Source organism: Halomonas sp. 72 (genome assembly GCF_052379785.1).
Classification (GTDB): Bacteria; Pseudomonadota; Gammaproteobacteria; order Pseudomonadales; family Halomonadaceae; genus Vreelandella; species Vreelandella citrativorans.
In genome coordinates this window covers 230418-248262 of sequence record NZ_JBQSYY010000004.1, presented here as the reverse complement: position 1 = coordinate 248262, position 17845 = coordinate 230418, and the positions used below count along the sequence as shown (strand labels likewise).

Here is a 17845-nt window from a genome sequence, read left to right as displayed (position 1 = left end):
CTGCCTGACTACATTATTGAGAAGGCTTTTTCTGCAGCATCCAACGTAAATTGGATATCCTCGGGCGTATGAGCACTCGACATAAAGCCTGCCTCAAACGCTGAAGGGGCCAGGTAAACGCCGTGATCCAGCATCGCGCCAAAGAAACGGCGGAACGCCTCCGGGTCACACGCGGTTGCCTGGGCAAAGTTATCCACACGGCGTTGAGAGGTGAAAAACAGCCCAAACATGCCACCCGCTGACTGTGTCATCATGGAGACACCTGCCGCATTAGCGCGCTCTTTCAGGCCGCTGCAGAGTGTTTCAACCCGCTGAGAAAGCGCGTCATGAAAGCCGGGGACCTGGAGCTTGGTTAATAACGCAATACCTGCCGCCATCGCCAAGGGGTTACCCGACAGCGTACCTGCCTGATAAACCGGCCCCATGGGGGAGATATTTTGCATAATCTCGCGCTTGCCGCCAAACGCACCGACTGGCATACCACCACCAACAATCTTACCCAGGCACGTTAAATCAGGCGTAATGCCGTAATGCGCCTGAGCCCCGCCCAGCGCAACGCGGAATCCGGTCATGACTTCATCGAAAATCAGGATGCTTTCATGCTCGTTACACACCCGGCGCAGTGTTTCCAAAAAGCCCGGCTGGGGAGGAATACAGTTCATGTTACCTGCAACAGGTTCAACAATAATGCAGGCAATCTGGTCACCGATTTCAGCAAAGCACGCCTCAACGCCTTCAATATCGTTATAGGAGAGCGTAATGGTGTGCTCGGCAAGTGACGCGGGAACACCTGGCGAGCTGGGTTCGCCATGGGTGAGCGCGCCAGAGCCCGCTTTTACCAGCAACGAATCTGAATGGCCGTGATAGTTACCTTCAAACTTAACGATCTTGTCGCGCCCGGTGGTGCCGCGTGCCAAGCGGATCGCCGACATGGTGGCTTCCGTACCGGAGCTGGTCATGCGCACCATTTCCATGGTGGGGATCATTTCGCAGATCAGGTCTGCCATGGTGGTTTCCACCGCGGTCGGGGTACCAAACGAGAGACCGTTGTCCAAACGAGCACGTACCGCTGCCAACACATCCTGGTCCGCATGACCGGTAATCATTGGGCCCCAGGAACCTACATAGTCCACGTAGCGGTTGCCTTCCACATCAAACAGATAAGCGCCCTGGGCGCGCTCCATAAATACCGGCGGACGGTGCAGGCCTTTAAACGCACGTACCGGCGAATTTACGCCACCTGGAATATGGCGGCTAGCAAGCTCAAACAGTTCAGCAGATGTGGTCATGGCGTCCTCAATATCAATGGCGTAGCGCGAATAAAATCAAAAGCGAACCGGCCGTGGCAAGCGATTAGGTAAACACTGCCCGCTAGGCGGCTGATATCCATGAGACAGACTCTCCCAGGTAAAGTGCTGAGCCTGTTCACAGGCCGTCGGCAAACGCTCACCGGCGGCCAGGCGTGCCGCAATGGCAGATGCCAAGGTGCAGCCTGAGCCGTGAAACGGTTCCGGCAGGCGTGGCCACTGCCATTGGCGCGTGGTATCCGGCGAGTGCAGTGTATTAACAACCTGCTGCTCGTTACCTGGAACAGGCTCATCGGTCGCGGTTACTAAAATAGCCTGGCAACCCTGGGATAAAAGTGCGACGGCGCGCGCCGTATCATCCAGGGGGCCGTCAATCTCTGGGGTGAGCTGCTTAAGCTCATAACGGTTGGGCGTTAAGATATCCACAAGCGGTAGCAGGCGAGCCGCATAGAGGCGTTGCAATTGGGGTGTGGATAACTCAGTACCGCCACCGGCTTTAAGTACTGGGTCGGCCACAACCGGGATGCCTGGGAAACGGCGAATAATCTGCTCGGCTGCTCTTAGCGTTGCTTCATCTGCCAACAGGCCCAGCTTGATCGCAGCAACCTGCATCCCGCTAAGCGCCTCTGCCATTTGGCGCATCAACGCGGGGTCGGCCGGAACGACATGGCTCACGTTATGGCAGTTTTGCACCGTTAACGCGGTGGGAATCGTCACTGCCCAACCGCCACAGGCGGCAATGGCTTCGCTATCTGCCACTAAACCCGCTCCGCCCGTCGGGTCATGGCCCGCCAGTACTAAAACAACCGGTGAAAGAGGTTGGTGCATCAAAAAGGTTTCACAACGGCAAGTAGAATAATCGCCACTAGCGCAATCACCGGCGCTTCATTGAACCAGCGAAAGAACGTGTGGCTTTTCGTACAGCGATCCTGGGCAAACTGCTTTAAGTAAATCAGGCAGACGTGATGATAGGCGATCAGCAATACCACAAAGGTGAGTTTAACGTGCATCCAGCCTTGGCTTAACCAGCCGGGCACCAGGTACAGCATCGCCCCGCCAAAGATAAGCACCAGTATCATGGAAGGCGTCATGATGCCGCGATAAAGCTTACGCTCCATGGTTTTGAAATAGGCGATAGCTTGATCGTCGCCTTTATCCCGTGCCATGGCGTGATACACATACAGCCGCGGCAAATAAAACAGGGCGGCAAACCAAGTCACCATGGTCATTAAATGCAGGGCCTTCAACCATAGATACATTGTCTCTCCTTATACGGGCGAATCATTCGCTTTCGGGTCAGTACGGGTATTTGGGTCAGCGTCGGTATTGGGATCAGAATAGTAATAATAACGCTCAATGGCACCACGGGTGATGATACCTGAAATTCGCTGCCGCTTTGGCCGATAACCGTGCACTACATAAAGCGCGCCCAAGGCATCGTCTTGAAGCTTTATAAACGCCTCTGACAGGGTGGCCTGTAGGCCAATCGGCGCAAGTTCCAGGCGCTGGCCCGGAATTTCAAGTAAATCGACGGATTCATTATCGGGAGGAGCATCGCCATCAAGCGCTTCATCGTGCTCCAAAAGCCACCGCGCCAGCGCCGACGCTTTTAACGCAAGTACCGATTTTTCTTCATTTGAACGCTCAATAATCAGCCAGACAGGGTTGGTTTCCAGTAGTTTGCGTGCCTGCTCAAACGTCACCTTGCGCTCAGTACGTACCAGGCTTCGCTCCATCACCGCAGGCACCGACACGCGGGAAAGCGCCTGCATTAAGGGCTGTTGAAGCGGGTGCAGCCCATAGCGTACGGAGCTAATAAAAAATCCTTCACAACCGGTAAGCTGGCGGGACGTCAGGCAGGCAACCACCACCACCAACATACCCGGCAACATGACATGAGGTGTATGAGTAAGCTCCAACAGCGCCATTAACGCCGCAAGCGGCGCTTGCAACACCGCCCCCATCATGGCCGCCATACCTAACATGGCGTAAATGCCAGGGTCTGAGGCTTTATCAGGCCATAGCCAGCCACCCAATATACCGCCCAGCGCGCCTGTCGCTGCGCCAATCACCAGCGTGGGGCCAATAATCCCGATGGGTACGCCACCCGATACGGTCAGGGCGGTAATCAAAAGCTTGGCAATCATCAGCGCCAGCAACACGTTAATGTCCAACTGATTATTAAGCGCCGCCGCTACACTGTCGTAGCCAATTCCCTGAACCTGCGGAAACCACCAGGCCACAACCCCGGTCGCCACACCCACACAAGCCAAACGAAGCCATAACGGCCATGCCTGCATGCGTTTGTTACGTGAAATATGAATAAACAGCCCCGCCAATAGCCCGACCACAAGGCCGAGTACAATGACCCACGGTAAATTCATGAGCGAACCCAGCACGACCTCGGGGATACGAAAAGCCGGCTCATTGCCATACACCATCTGCGCAATGAGCGCCGCCATCGTAGAGGCTAAAATCACCGGCATAAAGCTCATCAGGGTATACTCCATCATGACGACTTCCATGGCGAAGATGACCCCGGCAACCGGTGTATTGAACGATGCTGAAATCCCCGCCGCCGTTCCACAGGCAACCAAAACGCGCAGGCTGTTATTGGGCAACCGAAGCTTAACTCCCAGCCCGCTTGACGCGGCAGCGCCTAAATGAATAGCCGGGCCTTCCCGTCCGGCAGAGAGCCCACCAAGAACCGACACCACCCCCACCCACCATTGATTCAGCCAGTTTCGCATTGGAAAGCGGCCTTGGTGATAAGAGAGGCGCTCAATAACGTGCCCTACCCCCATCTTTTGGGCAGTGGCTTTTTGCCGATAAAGCAGCAGACCCAGCACGCTAACGGCAATAATAGGCAGCAGTGAGCGCAGCCACGGAGGCAGACCTTCAAATCCTTCCGGGTTTCCATCCGGCATATAAAACACTGCCCCCGCTTCGAGCAGTAGCCGGAAGGCGACCATCGCCGCCCCCGTAATGATCCCCGACACTAACCCCAATACGCACAGCTGAGGCAACGCATCAACATGGGCCAACTGGCGTCGAAAACCCTCGAGGGTAAAATCTGATCGGGAAAAACGCGCCACGACGACCTTCCTTTACGCATGTAGTGTAGTTCTCTTGTGTATCATAGCCCGATACGCTTCGACAGCCTGCGCCAATCTGTTTAGGCTGTTAATTATTACCCTGTCTCGAATGTGCAACGTGTAAGGAGTCGTTTGTGATTAAGGTCGGCATTGTCGGCGGTACCGGTTATACCGGCGTTGAGCTACTGCGGTTACTCGCCCAGCATCCCCATGTCAGCGTTGAAGCCATTACCTCGCGCTCGGAAGCCGGCGTAAAGGTATGCGATATGTATCCCAATCTGCGCGGCCACTACGACACATTGACGTTCAGTGAGCCCGATGCAAAGCAGTTGGGCGATATGGATGCGGTATTTTTCGCCACTCCCCACGGTGTTGCCCACGCCTTGGCAGGTGAGCTTTTGGACAAAGGCACACGCATTATCGACCTGTCGGCTGACTTCCGCCTGCGTGATGCCAAGGTATGGAGCGAGTGGTACGGCCAACCTCACGGTGCGCCTTCGCTGCTTGAAAAAGCGGTCTATGGCCTGCCCGAGATGCACCGCGAAAAAATCAAAACGGCGCGCCTAGTGGCCGTGCCTGGCTGCTACCCAACCGCTGTACAGCTAGGCTACCTGCCGCTACTGGAAGCCGGGCTGATTGATCCTCAACAGCTGATTGCCGACTGTAAATCGGGCGTGACGGGGGCAGGCCGAGGGGCCAAGGTGCCTTCACTACTGGCAGAAGCCAGTGAGTCCTTCAAAGCTTACGGCGCCTCAGGGCATCGTCATTTGCCCGAAATCCGCCAGGGCCTTGGCGATATGCAGGCGCACCCGGTGGGGCTGACCTTCGTTCCTCATTTAACACCGATGATACGGGGCATTCACGCCACGCTCTATAGCCAGCTCACCACCTCGGTGGACGACCTTCAGGCGCTGTTTGAAAAACGTTATGCAAGCGAACCCTTTGTTGATGTGATGCCTGCGGGTAGCCATCCTGAAACGCGCAGCGTTAAAGGCATCAACACCTGTCGCCTGGCCGTACATCGCCCGGAGAACAGCAACACGGTCGTGGTGTTATCGGTCATTGATAACCTGGTGAAAGGCGCCTCGGGCCAAGCCATCCAAAACCTCAACCTAATGTTTGGATTCGAGGAGAACATGGGCCTCACCGCCCCTGCCTTGATGCCATAAGCCACGTACAAAATCCCGGCAATAGTTGACCCTTTTGCTGGGAATTATCCATAATCATCTTCCAATGCTGATTATTCGTTCTTAAAGCTCGCGGGAGGTACCCATGAGCGGTGCAGAAGCCTTTGTTCCAACCCCATTAATGATGTCCGATAGCGCACGTAAACGTATCCGTGCCCTAATGGATGAAGAAAATAACCCTGCGCTAAAACTGCGCGTCTACGTCACCGGCGGTGGCTGTTCAGGTTTTCAGTACGGCTTCGATTTTGCCGATACGGTCGCCGAAGACGATACGGCCATTGAATTTGGCACGGCGACCCTAGTAGTCGACCCTCTCTCCTACCAGTATCTGGTTGGCTCGACGGTGGATTACGAAGAAGGCCTCGCTGGCGCACGCTTTCGCATTCAAAACCCCAATGCTACTACCACCTGCGGCTGCGGCGCCTCTTTTATGGTGTAGCCGCGTTATAACGCAAGCAAAGCGTTGGTACCCATGACTTGACGCCTTGGTGGTTTCTCGCCAAGGTTAAAAGGTCAACAATTGCTCTAACGCGGTGTGAAGAGAACGTCGTCTCTTCTTTTCACCGCTTCAGCGCTATAAAACATGGGGAAACCAATGAAAACCATACTAACGACAACTGCTATCGCTTCCTCCATCGCTCTGGGTTTAAGCGGCGCCTCTGTCGCCATGGCCCAAACGCCTTCTGTTAATGTCGCAACCGACCCAAGCTTTGTTCCTTTTGAAATGATGGATCCAGAAACTGGCGAGATGATCGGTTTCGATATGGACATTATCAATGCCGTTGCCGAGCGTGCCGGTTTTGAGGTCAACCTCACCACCATGGAATTTTCGGGCATTATTCCCGCCGTGCAAACCGGCAGTCAGGAAATTGCCATCGCAGGCACGACCATCACCGAAGAGCGTGCACAGGTCGTCGACTTTTCTGATCCCTACTACGATTCCGGTCTACAGATTATTGTTCGTGCCAACAACGAAGATGTCTCCTCTTTGGAAGACCTTCAGGGCCTGACCATCGGTACCAAAATCGGCTCGACAAGCTACGACTTCCTCCAGCAAGAGCTGGGTGAAGGCGCTGACATCACGCCTTATCCAGGCACCGCCGACATGTACATGGCCCTGCTGGGCCGCAACGTAGACGCCGTACTGTATGACGCCCCTAACGTTGCTTACTTCTCCCAAACCCGCGGCGAAGGACGTACCAAAGTGGTGGGGCCGCTTTATGAAGGCCAGCAATATGGCATTGTGTTCCATAAGGGCAGCGAATGGGTAGAACCCACCAATGAAGCCTTGGCCTCCATGCGTGAAGACGGCACTTACGACGAAATCTACAAAAAATGGTTCGGTGAAGCCACCAGCGAGTAACCCAGCGGCGCTATAGAGCTAACAGGTATTTATCACAGGGCCGGGCGGCCACCCTCCCGGCCCTTTGACGTTATACGTCGCGTGTTTTTTTGGAGATAAGGCGTGGATTTCGATTTTCAATTTGATTGGGCAGCCGCGTTTGCGTCGATCCCTTACCTGCTGCCTGGCATCCCCTGGACGCTGCTAATCTCATTTGGCGGTCTGGCGATCGGCTTTTTCATCGGTATTTTCTTTGGCCTGCTGCGTATTAGTCCGATCCGCTGGCTACGCTGGGTTGCCCTTTGCTACATAGAAGTATTCCGCGGTACGCCTATCCTCGTGCAGGTGCTGTTTATCTTCTACGGCCTGCCCCAGCTACTGGGCAGTCCTATCAATGCGCTGGTCGCAGGCATTGCCGCTATTGCGGTTAACTCGGGTGCGTATATTTCTGAAATTGTGCGTGGCGGCGTGCAATCCATTGAGCGTGGCCAGCGTGAAGCATCCCTCTCGTTAGGGCTTTCGCGCGCTCAGGCATTTCGCTATGTGATTTGGCCCCAGGCGTTGCGTCGTATGATTCCTCCGCTTGGCAATCAGGCCATTATCAGCATTAAAGATACCTCACTATTTTCAGTCATTGGGGTCAGCGAACTGGTACGCCAGGGGCAAATCTATATCGCGACAACCTTCAACGCCCTAGAGGTCTACTTTATGGTTGCGGTGATGTATCTGGCGATTACCTGGACCCTCTCTATTCTTCTGCGCCTGCTGGAGCGCAGAGGCATCGCAGGCTGATAAGGAAACGTACAATGACCGATACCGTGTCACCCACAACGCCCTCCATTGTGCGTATGCAAAAGCTGAATAAACATTTTGGCAGCCTGCACGTACTCAATGATATCGACCTTGAAATTATCCCCGGTGAAGTCGTCGTCATTATTGGCGCAAGCGGGTCCGGTAAATCCACGCTGATTCGCTGCATCAATGGGCTGGAGGAGTTTCAGTCGGGCATGCTGGAAGTAGATGGCAATACGCTAACGCCTAACGGCAAGAGCAGTAAAGCACTACAAACCATTCGTACAGAAGTCGGTATGGTGTTTCAGCAGTTCAATCTATTTCCCCACCTTAGCGTGATCGATAACATCACGCTGGCGCCCATGAAGGTACGTGGCTGGAACCGCGACGACGCAGTGGCAACCGCAAAACGCCTGCTGGATAGGGTCGGTATTGCCGACCAGGCCGATAAGTACCCCAGTCAGCTCTCAGGAGGTCAGCAGCAGCGTGTTGCCCTTGCCCGTGCCTTGGCCATGGAGCCTCGGCTTATGCTGTTTGACGAGCCTACCTCGGCGCTTGATCCCGAAATGATTGGTGAAGTGCTGGACGCCATGCGTGAGCTGGCTAAAGAGGGCATGACCATGGTGATCGTCACGCATGAAATGGGGTTTGCCCGTGAAGTAGCCGATCGCGTTATCTTTATCCATAAAGGTGTCATTGCCGAGCAAGGAGCGCCACAACAGCTGTTCGATTCGCCTCAAAATGAGCGCACTCAATCGTTTCTTGCCCGGGTGCTTAAACACTAATCTTAAGCACTAATACCTGCAAAATTACCCGCTTAAAAGCGTTTTTTATGGCCTGTCCTTGCGACAGGCCATTTTTTTCCCCTGTGGATAATTTTTTTATTCTATAACTCTACAACATGCCACAGCACCCATAGTGAGCGCCTTTAAGGTTGCCAGACACTGCTTTTTTGGTGTGTTCACAGGTGCGGTAACAACGTCGGTATGAGCAGGTGGATAAGACGTGGTTTTGTGGTGCTGTGGGTAAGTAGCACTTCCATCCACAGGGCCTGCACCGTTTCTACTCAGGTAATACGCTGCTTAACCACGCAAATACCAACATTTTAACAAGTTGAATTTTATAAATATAATTGGGTTATGCACAGAAACTGTCCACACTAATAATTACAGCATTAACAGAACTTCTCTTATTTATTTATATATTGTTATTAATAAATAGTGACTGGGCGTGTGAGATGTGGAAAAACCTGACGGTTACCCACAGGGGGTTTATACTGGCGGGCTTGTTTAACTACGCCGACACGTCTGAAACTGACGAAACGGCCACATCATTCGTGCCAATTGGCGCAAGACGAGGTGTCTCTTGAATTACCCCGACCGCTTTGACGTGATTGTCATCGGCGGTGGCCATGCGGGAACTGAAGCCGCACTGGCCTCTGCTCGTATGGGCTGTCAGACCCTGCTGCTCACGCACAACATCGAGACCTTGGGTCAGATGTCGTGTAACCCTGCCATTGGCGGCATTGGCAAAAGCCATCTGGTGAAAGAGATCGATGCGCTAGGCGGGGCGATGGGGCTTGCCACGGATTTAGGCGGCATTCAGTTCCGGGTATTAAACGCTCGAAAAGGACCGGCTGTACGTGCCACACGTGCTCAAGCAGACCGCGTTCGCTACAAAGCAGCGATCCGCGGCATGTTGGAAAACCAGCCAAATTTAACGATTTTCCAGCAGGCGGCTGGTGATCTGGTTGTGGATAACGATACGGTTCGTGGCGTCGTGACGGAGACCGGTATTCGTTTTTATGCCGAGTCCGTTGTGCTGTCGACGGGTACGTTTTTAGGTGGTGTGATTCACATCGGCTTGGATCAAAGTCGCGGCGGTCGAGCAGGTGATCCACCCTCAAATGCCCTGGCTGAGCGTCTGCGTGCCCTGCCGTTTCGGGTTGACCGGCTCAAAACCGGCACGCCACCGCGCATTGATGCCAAAAGCGTGAATTTCTCCCAGCTTGAAGAACAGCCTGGCGATACGCCAACGCCGGTCATGTCCTACCTTGGTTCGCGGGATATGCACCCTCAGCAGGTCAGCTGTCATATTGCGCACACCAATGAGCGCACGCATGAGCTGATTTTGGCGAATCTTGATCGTTCACCGATGTACTCCGGCGTGATTGAAGGCGTGGGTCCGCGCTACTGCCCATCGATTGAAGACAAGGTTCATCGCTTTGCCGATAAATCGAGCCACCAGGTCTTTATTGAACCTGAAGGTTTGGATACCCACGAGCTGTATCCCAACGGCATCTCGACCTCGCTGCCATTTGATGTGCAATTGCAGGTAGTACGCTCGATTAAAGGGCTGGAGAACGCGCATATCACGCGGCCAGGTTATGCCATTGAGTACGATTTCTTTGATCCCCGGGATTTAAAACACTCACTGGAAACCAAATTTATCCACAACCTGTTTTTTGCCGGGCAGATCAACGGCACGACAGGTTATGAGGAAGCCGGCGCTCAAGGCCTGCTGGCCGGGCTCAACGCCGCGCGGCGTGCCATGCAGCAGGATGCCTGGTATCCACGTCGTGACGAGGCCTATCTTGGCGTGCTGGTGGACGACCTGATCACGATGGGCACCAAAGAGCCTTACCGTATGTTTACTTCCAGGGCGGAATACCGATTATTGCTGCGTGAAGATAACGCCGACCTGAGGTTGACTGAAAAAGGCCGTGAGTTAGGCTTGGTGAATGACCAGCGCTGGACGGCATTTAGTAAAAAGCGCGAAGCGATTGCGCTGGAGACCGCGCGTTTAGCCAGTGTTTGGATTCAGCCAAGCAGCCCGGCTGCTGCAAAAATTGCTGAAAAAACCGGCAAACCGCTCTCCCGCGAGTATCGTTTGAGCGATCTTCTCAAGCGCCCAGAGCTAAATTATGCGGACCTTGCTGAACTGCCGGGTCTGGAAAGCGGCGTTATCAATGACGAAGCCGTTGCCGAACAGGTACAGATACAGGCGAAGTACGAAGGCTATATCGAACGTCAACAGTATGAAATTGATAAGCTTAAGCGCCATGAAGCAATGCCACTTCCCGCCGACCTGGATTACCAGCGGGTGGAAGGGCTCTCCAATGAGATTCGTCAGAAGCTGACCGACGTGCGGCCTGAAACGCTGGCCCAGGCGGCGCGTATTTCAGGCGTAACACCGGCCGCAGTGTCTATTTTGCTGGTGCATCTTAAAAAGCGTCGCCTGATCGCCTCACCCGAGGTCGCTAACGGATGAGCGGATTAACAGTGTTGGTAAGCAGCTTGCCTGCGAGCGTCGCTGCTCGACTCGATAATGGGTTAGCGCAGCTCGGCTTAAAGGTAACGGCAAGCCAGCGTGAACAGCTGCTTGGGTTTGTCGCCCTATTGCACAAGTGGAACAAGGCTTATAACCTCACGGCTGTTCGCGATATTGATGATATGGTGGCACGTCACGTACTGGATAGTGCGGCTGTCGCGCCTTATGTGCATGGCCCCAGATTGCTGGATGTGGGAGCGGGGCCAGGCCTTCCTGGTATCGTGCTGGCCATCCTTGATCCGGCGCTGTCCGTTACGCTGTTGGATAGCAATGGCAAAAAAGTCCGTTTTCAGCGTCAGGCTATAATGGAGCTTGGGCTAAAAAACGTGGTTGCAAGCCAGGCGCGGGTGGAGACGTTTAGTGACCAGCCGTTTGATCAGGTAATTTCACGCGCGTTCGCAAGCCTGGTGGACTTTGTCACCCTGACCCGTGAACTACCCACAGCGAACGGACAGTGGTTGGCCATGAAAGGCCCAGGTGCTGATGATGAGTTGCGTGAACTGCCCAGCGGCATTCGACTGCAAACACGTCACCTGCTAAAAGTGCCCTTCGATACGGCCGAGCGACAGCTGTTGATTCTGAACGTTGATTCTGAACCCCAGGAAGGAGTTGAGTAAGTGAGCCAGATCATTGCCCTGACCAATCAAAAAGGCGGCGTGGGCAAGACCACCTCAGCCGTTAACCTGGCGGCCAGCCTTGCTGCTCTTGATCGTCGAGTGCTGTTGGTGGACCTTGATCCTCAAGGGCACGCCAGCATGGGCAGTGGTATTGATAAACACGAACTCGATAAAAGCGTTCTGGATGTACTGCTCGGCGATGCAACAGCCACCGATACCATCGTGCGCGATCTGCCGGTCAAATATGATGTTCTGCCGGGTAACGGTGACTTGACCGCTGCGGAAGTCGAGTTGCTGGATCTTGATAAGCGCGAAAGCTGCCTGACTACGGCGCTTGGCTCGGTTGCTGGGAAGTACGATGTGGTGCTGATTGACTGCCCTCCTTCGCTCAACATGCTGACCGTTAATGCGCTGACCGCAGCGGATAGCGTGCTTATTCCGCTGCAGTGCGAGTTTTACGCGCTGGAAGGACTGTCAGCGCTGCTGGATACCGTTGAACAGATCAAGCAAAGCGTTAATCCTGATTTGGCGATTGCCGGTATCCTGCGCACCATGTACGACAAGCGCACCAGCCTAACGCGGGAAGTGGACAAGCAACTGCGAGACTTCTTTGGCGATGCGCTGATCAAGACGACGATCCCGCGCAACGTCAAAGTGGCTGAAGCGCCAAGCCACGGAATACCCGTGACGCAATATGCCCGCTTCTCACGAGGCAGCCAGGCGTACCGCGTACTGGCAAAAGAGATGATTCGTCGACTATCGCTATAACGTATTGATCCGTACGAGGGAAAGCGAATGACGCGTAAACGCGCGCTAGGACGTGGCCTGGATGCCCTAATTGGTGCGGGCGCTCGTCGCCGTGACAGCCTGGAACTTACCGGTAGCTCTACGTCGGAAGCCCATGATGAGGTGTCATCCGTGGTGGTGGCCTCGGATGTGGCTCCTGAGCGTTTGGAGCGCCTTCCGCTTGGCCAATTAACCCGTGGCAAGTATCAGCCGCGGCGTGATATCCAGCCAGAAGCGCTTGAAGAGCTTGCCGATTCTATACGTGCCCAGGGCGTTATGCAGCCTATTGTGGTGCGTCCTATTGGCGAAGATCGCTATGAAATTATTGCTGGTGAGCGGCGCTGGCGTGCAGCGCAGCTGGCCGAGCTCGACGTTATCCCCGCGGTTATTCGTGAGGTAAGTGACGAAGTTGCCTTGGCACTGGCGCTGATTGAAAATATTCAGCGTGAAAACCTCAATGCCATCGAAGAAGCGATGGCGCTTAAACGGCTGGGTGATGAGTTTGAATTAACCCAGCAGCAGATTGCTGACGCGGTCGGTAAATCCCGCACTCAGGTCGCCAACTTACTGCGCTTGCTGGCGCTGGATCCAGAAGTCCAAACGCTGCTAGAGCGAGGTGACCTGGATATGGGCCATGCACGTGCGTTGCTATCACTTAACAGCGTTCAGCAGCGCCAAGTGGCTCATGAAGTGGTGAATAACGATCTCACCGTGCGGTCCACCGAAGCGTTGGTTAAAAAGGTACAGGCCAGCCAAAGCGTTGAAAAAACGCCAAGTCGGCCAAATAAAACGGCGGATGTCTCGCGTCTAGAAACACAGCTAGGGGAACTGCTTGGCGCACCCGTTTCAATTGACCATGGTAATCGGGGTAAAGGCAAAGTGACCATCCGCTATACAAGCCTTGATGAACTCGACGGAATACTGGCGCATATTAAATAGGCTGCTTATTAATTAAATAGCAGGCTTATTAAGAAAACATTAAAAAGCAGCTAATTTTTACCCTTTGGTCGCAAGTTGTCCCTTAAACACGTTAAATACGAGCAACTTCGGTTGAAGGTGTGATAGCGCTTCCCTATAATCGCGCAAGATTTGTGCAGGTTGCTTATCAACAGCCTAAGCAACCATTCGCTGGCAGGGTGCTGGGCAATGGTAGAACGTGTTGAAACCCAGCGCAGGAAGGCGTATGTCATCCGGCTTTTTACCGCACAGCTAATCGTGACGGTAGTCGGCATGTTGATGGTCTACCCTATAGCGCGCATGCCGGGCGTTTTCTCCGTGGTAACAGGTGCGCTGGTGGCCTTGCTACCCCATGCTTTTTTTATACAGCGAATGGGCATATTGCACAGTAAGCGAACATCGCGCAGCGCTGTTCATTTGTTTCGTGCCGAAGGAGGCAAGTTTGGTTTGACGGTGGCACTGTTTAGCGCAGTGTTCGTAGTAGTGCCCCCCTCAAACCCCGCTTTCTTTTTTAGTGCTTATGTGGCGATTGTTCTGATGCATGGGCTAACGCCGTTGTTTATGCGCAGACATCGCACACTTTATTGAGGTGATATCTCTATGGCCGCAGGAAACGAAGTCTCGACGACTTATTATATCCAGCACCACTTGCAGAACCTGACCTTTGGGCATCACCCGGTGAATGGTTGGTCGCTGGCGCATTCAGCTCAAGAAGCGGGCGAAATGGGCTTCTGGGCGATCCATTTGGATACCATGGGCTGGTCAATCGCTATGGGGGTACTGTTTCTCTGGGTATTCCGTAAGGCGGGAAAAGCCGCGACCACTGGCGTGCCAGGCGGTCTGCAAAACGCGGTTGAAATGGTGGTCGAGTTTATCGACAACCTGACGCGCTCAACGTTCCATGGGCGTAATCCGCATATTGTCCCGCTGGCAATTACGCTATTCGTCTGGATACTGCTGATGAATAGTCTCAAGATAATTCCAGTCGATTACTTCCCGGTACTGTTTAGCAAGCTCGGTGTGGATTACATGAAAATTGTACCTACTACCGACGTAAATGCCACGCTAGGCATGGCGTTGGGCGTATTTGGCCTGATTCTGTACTACAACTTCAAAGTGAAAGGCGTTGGCGGTTTTGTCAAAGAGCTTTCCCTGACCCCGTTTAATCACTGGGCGTTGATTCCTTTCAACCTGGTGTTGGAAATTGTATCGCTACTGGTCAAGCCGTTCAGCTTGGCCATGCGACTGTTCGGTAACATGTTTGCCGGTGAAGTTATCTTCATTTTGATTGCTATGCTGCCGTTTTGGGCCATTTGGGTACTGGATGTGCCATGGGCAATTTTCCATATCCTGGTCGTCACGCTACAGGCCTTTATCTTTACCACGCTCACCATCGTTTATTTGAGCGCGGCGCACGAACACCACTAACCAAGCAACGCTAACGCTTTCATTAACCCACAACCCTTAACCAAAACTTAAACTCAGGAGCAACATCATGGAAATGGTTTATCTTTCGGCTGCCATCATCATCGGTCTAGGCGCACTGGCTACTGGTATTGGCTTCGCTATTCTGGGCGGCAAACTGCTTGAGTCTACTGCACGTCAGCCGGAGCTGGGCGACCAGCTGCAAACCAAAACCTTCATCATGGCAGGTCTGTTGGACGCTGTACCGATGATCGGTGTTGGTATTGCGATGTACCTGATCTTCGTTGTTGCCGGTTAATGATTGCTTTACCGGGCGGTTAACCGCTCGGTTTTGTTTCACTCCGGTCGCCACGAACTTGTCAGAGGTACATCCCTGTGAATATCAACATGACGCTTATCGGGCAGACGATCGCCTTCGCGATCTTTGTCTGGTTTTGCATAAAGTACGTGTGGCCTCCGATCAGCAACGCGCTTAACGAGCGTCAGAAAAAAATTGCTGATGGCTTGGATGCAGCCAGCCGTGCTACTCGTGATCTTGAGCTAGCTCAAGAGCGGGCAGAACAGACGCTGCGTGAAAGCAAGGAACAAGCTTCACAGATCCTTGAGCAAGCCAATAAGCGCTCTGCTCAGATGATCGAAGAAGCCCGCGAGCAGGCCCGCGCAGAAGGTGAACGTCTCATGGCGGGCGCACGCTCTGAAATCGAGCTTGAAGTAAATCGAGCGAAAGAAGAGTTACGTGCCCAGGTGTCTCATCTGGCCATCATCGGCGCTGAGCGTGTATTGGAAGCTTCTGTCGATGAAAATGCGCATCGCGAGCTGCTTGATAAGCTGGCTGCCGAACTGTAAGGAGGTGAATTATGGCGGAATTACTTACCGTCGCTCGTCCTTACGCAAAGGCGGCGTTTGAACACGCGCGTGATAATGATGTGCTTGATAGCTGGTCACAGGCGCTGGGTTTTTTGGGCACTGTTGTGGCCGATAGCGACGCTCGACGTCTGCTGGGTAGCCCCAAAATCGAGAATGCAAAGAAAGTTGCCCTTCTGGTTGAGATGCTTCCAGAACCGCAGGGTGATGCACTGTCTCGCTTTTTGGAGGCTGTGGCTGACCAGGACCGTTTAATGGTTCTGCCTTTTATCGCTGAACAGTTTGAGCGCCTGCGCGCTGAACACGAGCAGCGTGTAGAGGTAATGGTAACGTCAGCGTATAAACTGACAGCCGCACAAAAGACCAAGCTATCCAACGCGCTCAAGAAACGTCTGAATCGCGAAATCTCCATTACTACTCAGGTAGATAAGTCGCTCATCGGCGGTGTCATCCTGCGTGCTGGCGATACCGTCATTGACGGGTCGGTACGTGGTCGACTGAACCGCCTTTCCGAAGCGCTAACCGCTTGAGTCTGAGGGACATGGCATGCAGCAATTGAATCCTTCCGAGATCAGCGACATCATCAAGCAGCGAATTGAGAAGCTTGACGTCGCATCTGAAGCTCGTAATCAGGGCACCATCGTAGGTGTTTCCGACGGTATCGTGAAAATTCACGGCCTCGAAGACGCCATGTTTGGTGAAATGATTGAATTTCCTAACAGCGTTTTTGGCATGGTACTTAACCTGGAGCGTGACTCCGTAGGTGCTGTTGTCCTGGGCGACTACCTGCTGCTTGAAGAAGGCATGACCGCGAAATGCACCGGTCGTATTCTTGAAGTACCGGTTGGCCCTGAGCTGATTGGCCGTGTTGTTGATGCGTTGGGTAACCCCATCGACGGCAAAGGCGATATCAACGCTAAAATGACCGACGCGGTAGAAAAAGTAGCGCCTGGCGTTATTACCCGTCAGTCGGTTGATGAGCCGATTCAAACCGGCTTGAAATCCATCGATGCCATGGTGCCGATCGGTCGTGGTCAGCGTGAGCTGATTATCGGTGACCGTCAGATCGGTAAAACTGCCATTGCCATTGATGCGATCATCAACCAGAAAGGCAAAGGCGTTACCTGTGTCTACGTTGCCATTGGTCAGAAACAGTCGACCATTGCCAACGTTGTGCGCAAGCTCGAAGAGCATGGCGCGATGGAACACACCATCGTCGTTGCTGCGGGCGCTGCCGATCCGGCTCCGATGCAGTTTCTCTCCGCGTATTCCGGTTGCACCATGGGTGAGTACTTCCGTGACCGTGGCGAAGACGCGATGATCGTGTATGACGATCTTTCCAAGCAGGCAGTGGCATACCGTCAAGTATCCCTGCTGCTGCGTCGTCCGCCAGGCCGTGAAGCCTATCCCGGTGACGTGTTCTATCTCCACTCGCGTCTGCTTGAGCGTGCGGCACGTGTCAACGTCGACTACGTTGAGAAGTTCACCAACGGTGAAGTGAAGGGCAAAACCGGTTCCTTGACCGCGCTGCCGATCATCGAAACCCAAGGTGGCGACGTTTCTGCGTTCGTTCCGACCAACGTGATCTCGATCACCGACGGTCAGATCTTCCTGGAAACCAGCCTGTTTAACTCCGGTATTCGTCCGTCGATTAACGCAGGTTTGTCCGTATCGCGCGTGGGCGGTGCTGCCCAGACCAAGATCATCAAAAAGTTAGGTGGTGGTGTTCGTCTGGCCTTGGCTCAGTACCGTGAACTGGCTGCGTTCTCGCAGTTCGCTTCTGACCTTGACGAAGCGACCCGTAAGCAGCTTGAACACGGTCAGCGCGTCACCGAACTGATGAAGCAGAAACAGTATTCGCCGATGTCGGTTGCAGAAATGGCGCTGTCTCTCTACGCCGCTAACGAAGGTCACATGGATGATGTGAGCGTCGATAAAGTGTTGGACTTCGAACGTGCCCTGCACGATTACATGAAGTCTGAACACGGCGATCTGCTCGACAAAATCAACCAGACCGGCGACTACAACGGCGAGATTCAAGACGGCTTGAAGTCGGGTCTCGAGAAGTTCAAGGCGACTCAGAGCTGGTAATGTCCGGCCCGCCTGTGGGCGGGCTTGCCTACTTTCTGAGAGTCACGAACGA

The 17845-nt window shown here is 53.8% G+C and carries 19 protein-coding genes; 15 read left to right on the top strand and 4 right to left on the bottom strand.

From position 1 onward, the window contains the following. Positions 1-8 precede the first annotated feature (8 nt). Genes hemL through ACT3T6_RS06585 form a run of 4 tightly spaced genes read right to left on the bottom strand, consistent with a single transcriptional unit; the run spans position 9 to position 4402 of the window. A complete protein-coding gene (hemL, locus tag ACT3T6_RS06600) occupies positions 9-1289 on the bottom strand; it encodes a glutamate-1-semialdehyde 2,1-aminomutase (protein ID WP_192526769.1) in 1281 nt (426 codons plus the stop codon). Between the two features lie 36 nt (positions 1290-1325). Beyond that, positions 1326-2135, bottom strand: coding sequence for a bifunctional hydroxymethylpyrimidine kinase/phosphomethylpyrimidine kinase (thiD, locus tag ACT3T6_RS06595; protein ID WP_192526770.1), 810 nt, complete (start codon positions 2133-2135; stop codon positions 1326-1328). Then, complete coding sequence (gene hemJ / locus ACT3T6_RS06590) at positions 2135-2566, bottom strand: protoporphyrinogen oxidase HemJ (RefSeq protein ID WP_192526771.1); 432 nt, start codon at positions 2564-2566, stop codon at positions 2135-2137. The genes thiD and hemJ overlap by 1 nt, the downstream gene beginning before the upstream one ends. 9 nt (positions 2567-2575) lie before the next feature. Then, positions 2576-4402: a chloride channel protein gene (locus ACT3T6_RS06585; protein ID WP_192526772.1), complete on the bottom strand. Its 1827-nt coding sequence runs from the start codon at positions 4400-4402 to the stop codon at positions 2576-2578. 134 nt (positions 4403-4536) lie between these two features. Here ACT3T6_RS06585 and argC point away from each other — a divergent pair, with 134 nt between their 5' ends. The 15 genes from argC (at position 4537) to atpA (ending at position 17793) form a co-directional block, all read left to right on the top strand. After that, the gene (gene argC / locus ACT3T6_RS06580; RefSeq protein ID WP_192526773.1) at positions 4537-5571 is read left to right on the top strand and encodes an N-acetyl-gamma-glutamyl-phosphate reductase; all 1035 of its coding nucleotides are present in this window, start codon (positions 4537-4539) and stop codon (positions 5569-5571) included. A gap of 103 nt (positions 5572-5674) precedes the next feature. Continuing rightward, a complete protein-coding gene (erpA, locus tag ACT3T6_RS06575; protein ID WP_087107018.1) occupies positions 5675-6028 on the top strand; it encodes an iron-sulfur cluster insertion protein ErpA in 354 nt (117 codons plus the stop codon). 156 nt (positions 6029-6184) lie between these two features. Next, positions 6185-6952: a transporter substrate-binding domain-containing protein gene (locus tag ACT3T6_RS06570; RefSeq protein ID WP_192526774.1), complete on the top strand. Its 768-nt coding sequence runs from the start codon at positions 6185-6187 to the stop codon at positions 6950-6952. 102 nt (positions 6953-7054) lie between these two features. After that, on the top strand, positions 7055-7723 hold the full coding sequence (locus ACT3T6_RS06565; RefSeq protein WP_192526775.1) for an amino acid ABC transporter permease: 669 nt from the start codon (positions 7055-7057) through the stop codon (positions 7721-7723). A gap of 14 nt (positions 7724-7737) precedes the next feature. Next, positions 7738-8508 (top strand): amino acid ABC transporter ATP-binding protein, encoded by a 771-nt coding sequence (locus tag ACT3T6_RS06560; protein ID WP_192526776.1) that lies wholly within the window; start codon positions 7738-7740, stop codon positions 8506-8508. A gap of 580 nt (positions 8509-9088) precedes the next feature. After that, a complete protein-coding gene (gene mnmG / locus ACT3T6_RS06555) occupies positions 9089-10993 on the top strand; it encodes a tRNA uridine-5-carboxymethylaminomethyl(34) synthesis enzyme MnmG (RefSeq protein WP_192526777.1) in 1905 nt (634 codons plus the stop codon). Beyond that, entirely contained in the window at positions 10990-11670 is a 681-nt protein-coding gene (gene rsmG, locus ACT3T6_RS06550) for a 16S rRNA (guanine(527)-N(7))-methyltransferase RsmG (protein ID WP_192526778.1), read from the top strand. Before mnmG ends, rsmG begins: the two co-directional genes overlap by 4 nt. After that, positions 11671-12438 carry a ParA family protein gene (locus ACT3T6_RS06545; RefSeq protein WP_192526779.1) on the top strand — a complete coding sequence of 256 codons (768 nt, stop codon included), beginning with the start codon at positions 11671-11673 and terminating at the stop codon, positions 12436-12438. A gap of 27 nt (positions 12439-12465) precedes the next feature. Then, positions 12466-13395 carry a ParB/RepB/Spo0J family partition protein gene (locus ACT3T6_RS06540; RefSeq protein WP_192526780.1) on the top strand — a complete coding sequence of 310 codons (930 nt, stop codon included), beginning with the start codon at positions 12466-12468 and terminating at the stop codon, positions 13393-13395. 207 nt (positions 13396-13602) lie between these two features. Continuing rightward, a complete protein-coding gene (locus ACT3T6_RS06535; protein ID WP_087107034.1) occupies positions 13603-14001 on the top strand; it encodes an ATP synthase subunit I in 399 nt (132 codons plus the stop codon). A 12-nt stretch (positions 14002-14013) separates the two neighbouring features. Beyond that, positions 14014-14841 carry a F0F1 ATP synthase subunit A gene (gene atpB / locus ACT3T6_RS06530; protein WP_087107036.1) on the top strand — a complete coding sequence of 276 codons (828 nt, stop codon included), beginning with the start codon at positions 14014-14016 and terminating at the stop codon, positions 14839-14841. Positions 14842-14908: 67 nt separating this feature from the next. Then, the gene (gene atpE, locus ACT3T6_RS06525) at positions 14909-15136 is read left to right on the top strand and encodes a F0F1 ATP synthase subunit C (RefSeq protein WP_018918432.1); all 228 of its coding nucleotides are present in this window, start codon (positions 14909-14911) and stop codon (positions 15134-15136) included. Between the two features lie 77 nt (positions 15137-15213). Beyond that, positions 15214-15684, top strand: a complete 471-nt coding sequence (locus ACT3T6_RS06520) for a F0F1 ATP synthase subunit B (RefSeq protein ID WP_087107038.1) — start codon at positions 15214-15216, stop codon at positions 15682-15684. An 11-nt stretch (positions 15685-15695) separates the two neighbouring features. Then, the gene (locus ACT3T6_RS06515) at positions 15696-16232 is read left to right on the top strand and encodes a F0F1 ATP synthase subunit delta (protein ID WP_087107040.1); all 537 of its coding nucleotides are present in this window, start codon (positions 15696-15698) and stop codon (positions 16230-16232) included. Between the two features lie 16 nt (positions 16233-16248). Further along, positions 16249-17793 (top strand): F0F1 ATP synthase subunit alpha, encoded by a 1545-nt coding sequence (atpA, locus tag ACT3T6_RS06510; RefSeq protein ID WP_087107042.1) that lies wholly within the window; start codon positions 16249-16251, stop codon positions 17791-17793. Positions 17794-17845 lie beyond the last annotated feature (52 nt).

What these genes read in the sequence shown, in the direction of transcription:
- hemL (WP_192526769.1), bottom strand. Translation starts at nt 1,289, where the DNA reads ATGACCACATCTGCTGAACTGTTTGAGCTTGCTAGCCGCCATATTCCA.
- thiD (WP_192526770.1), bottom strand. Translation starts at nt 2,135, where the DNA reads ATGCACCAACCTCTTTCACCGGTTGTTTTAGTACTGGCGGGCCATGAC.
- hemJ (WP_192526771.1), bottom strand. Translation starts at nt 2,566, where the DNA reads ATGTATCTATGGTTGAAGGCCCTGCATTTAATGACCATGGTGACTTGG.
- erpA (WP_087107018.1), top strand. Translation starts at nt 5,675, where the DNA reads ATGAGCGGTGCAGAAGCCTTTGTTCCAACCCCATTAATGATGTCCGAT.
- ACT3T6_RS06570 (WP_192526774.1), top strand. Translation starts at nt 6,185, where the DNA reads ATGAAAACCATACTAACGACAACTGCTATCGCTTCCTCCATCGCTCTG.
- ACT3T6_RS06560 (WP_192526776.1), top strand. Translation starts at nt 7,738, where the DNA reads ATGACCGATACCGTGTCACCCACAACGCCCTCCATTGTGCGTATGCAA.
- rsmG (WP_192526778.1), top strand. Translation starts at nt 10,990, where the DNA reads ATGAGCGGATTAACAGTGTTGGTAAGCAGCTTGCCTGCGAGCGTCGCT.
- ACT3T6_RS06540 (WP_192526780.1), top strand. Translation starts at nt 12,466, where the DNA reads ATGACGCGTAAACGCGCGCTAGGACGTGGCCTGGATGCCCTAATTGGT.
- ACT3T6_RS06535 (WP_087107034.1), top strand. Translation starts at nt 13,603, where the DNA reads ATGGTAGAACGTGTTGAAACCCAGCGCAGGAAGGCGTATGTCATCCGG.
- atpB (WP_087107036.1), top strand. Translation starts at nt 14,014, where the DNA reads ATGGCCGCAGGAAACGAAGTCTCGACGACTTATTATATCCAGCACCAC.
- atpE (WP_018918432.1), top strand. Translation starts at nt 14,909, where the DNA reads ATGGAAATGGTTTATCTTTCGGCTGCCATCATCATCGGTCTAGGCGCA.
- ACT3T6_RS06515 (WP_087107040.1), top strand. Translation starts at nt 15,696, where the DNA reads ATGGCGGAATTACTTACCGTCGCTCGTCCTTACGCAAAGGCGGCGTTT.
- atpA (WP_087107042.1), top strand. Translation starts at nt 16,249, where the DNA reads ATGCAGCAATTGAATCCTTCCGAGATCAGCGACATCATCAAGCAGCGA.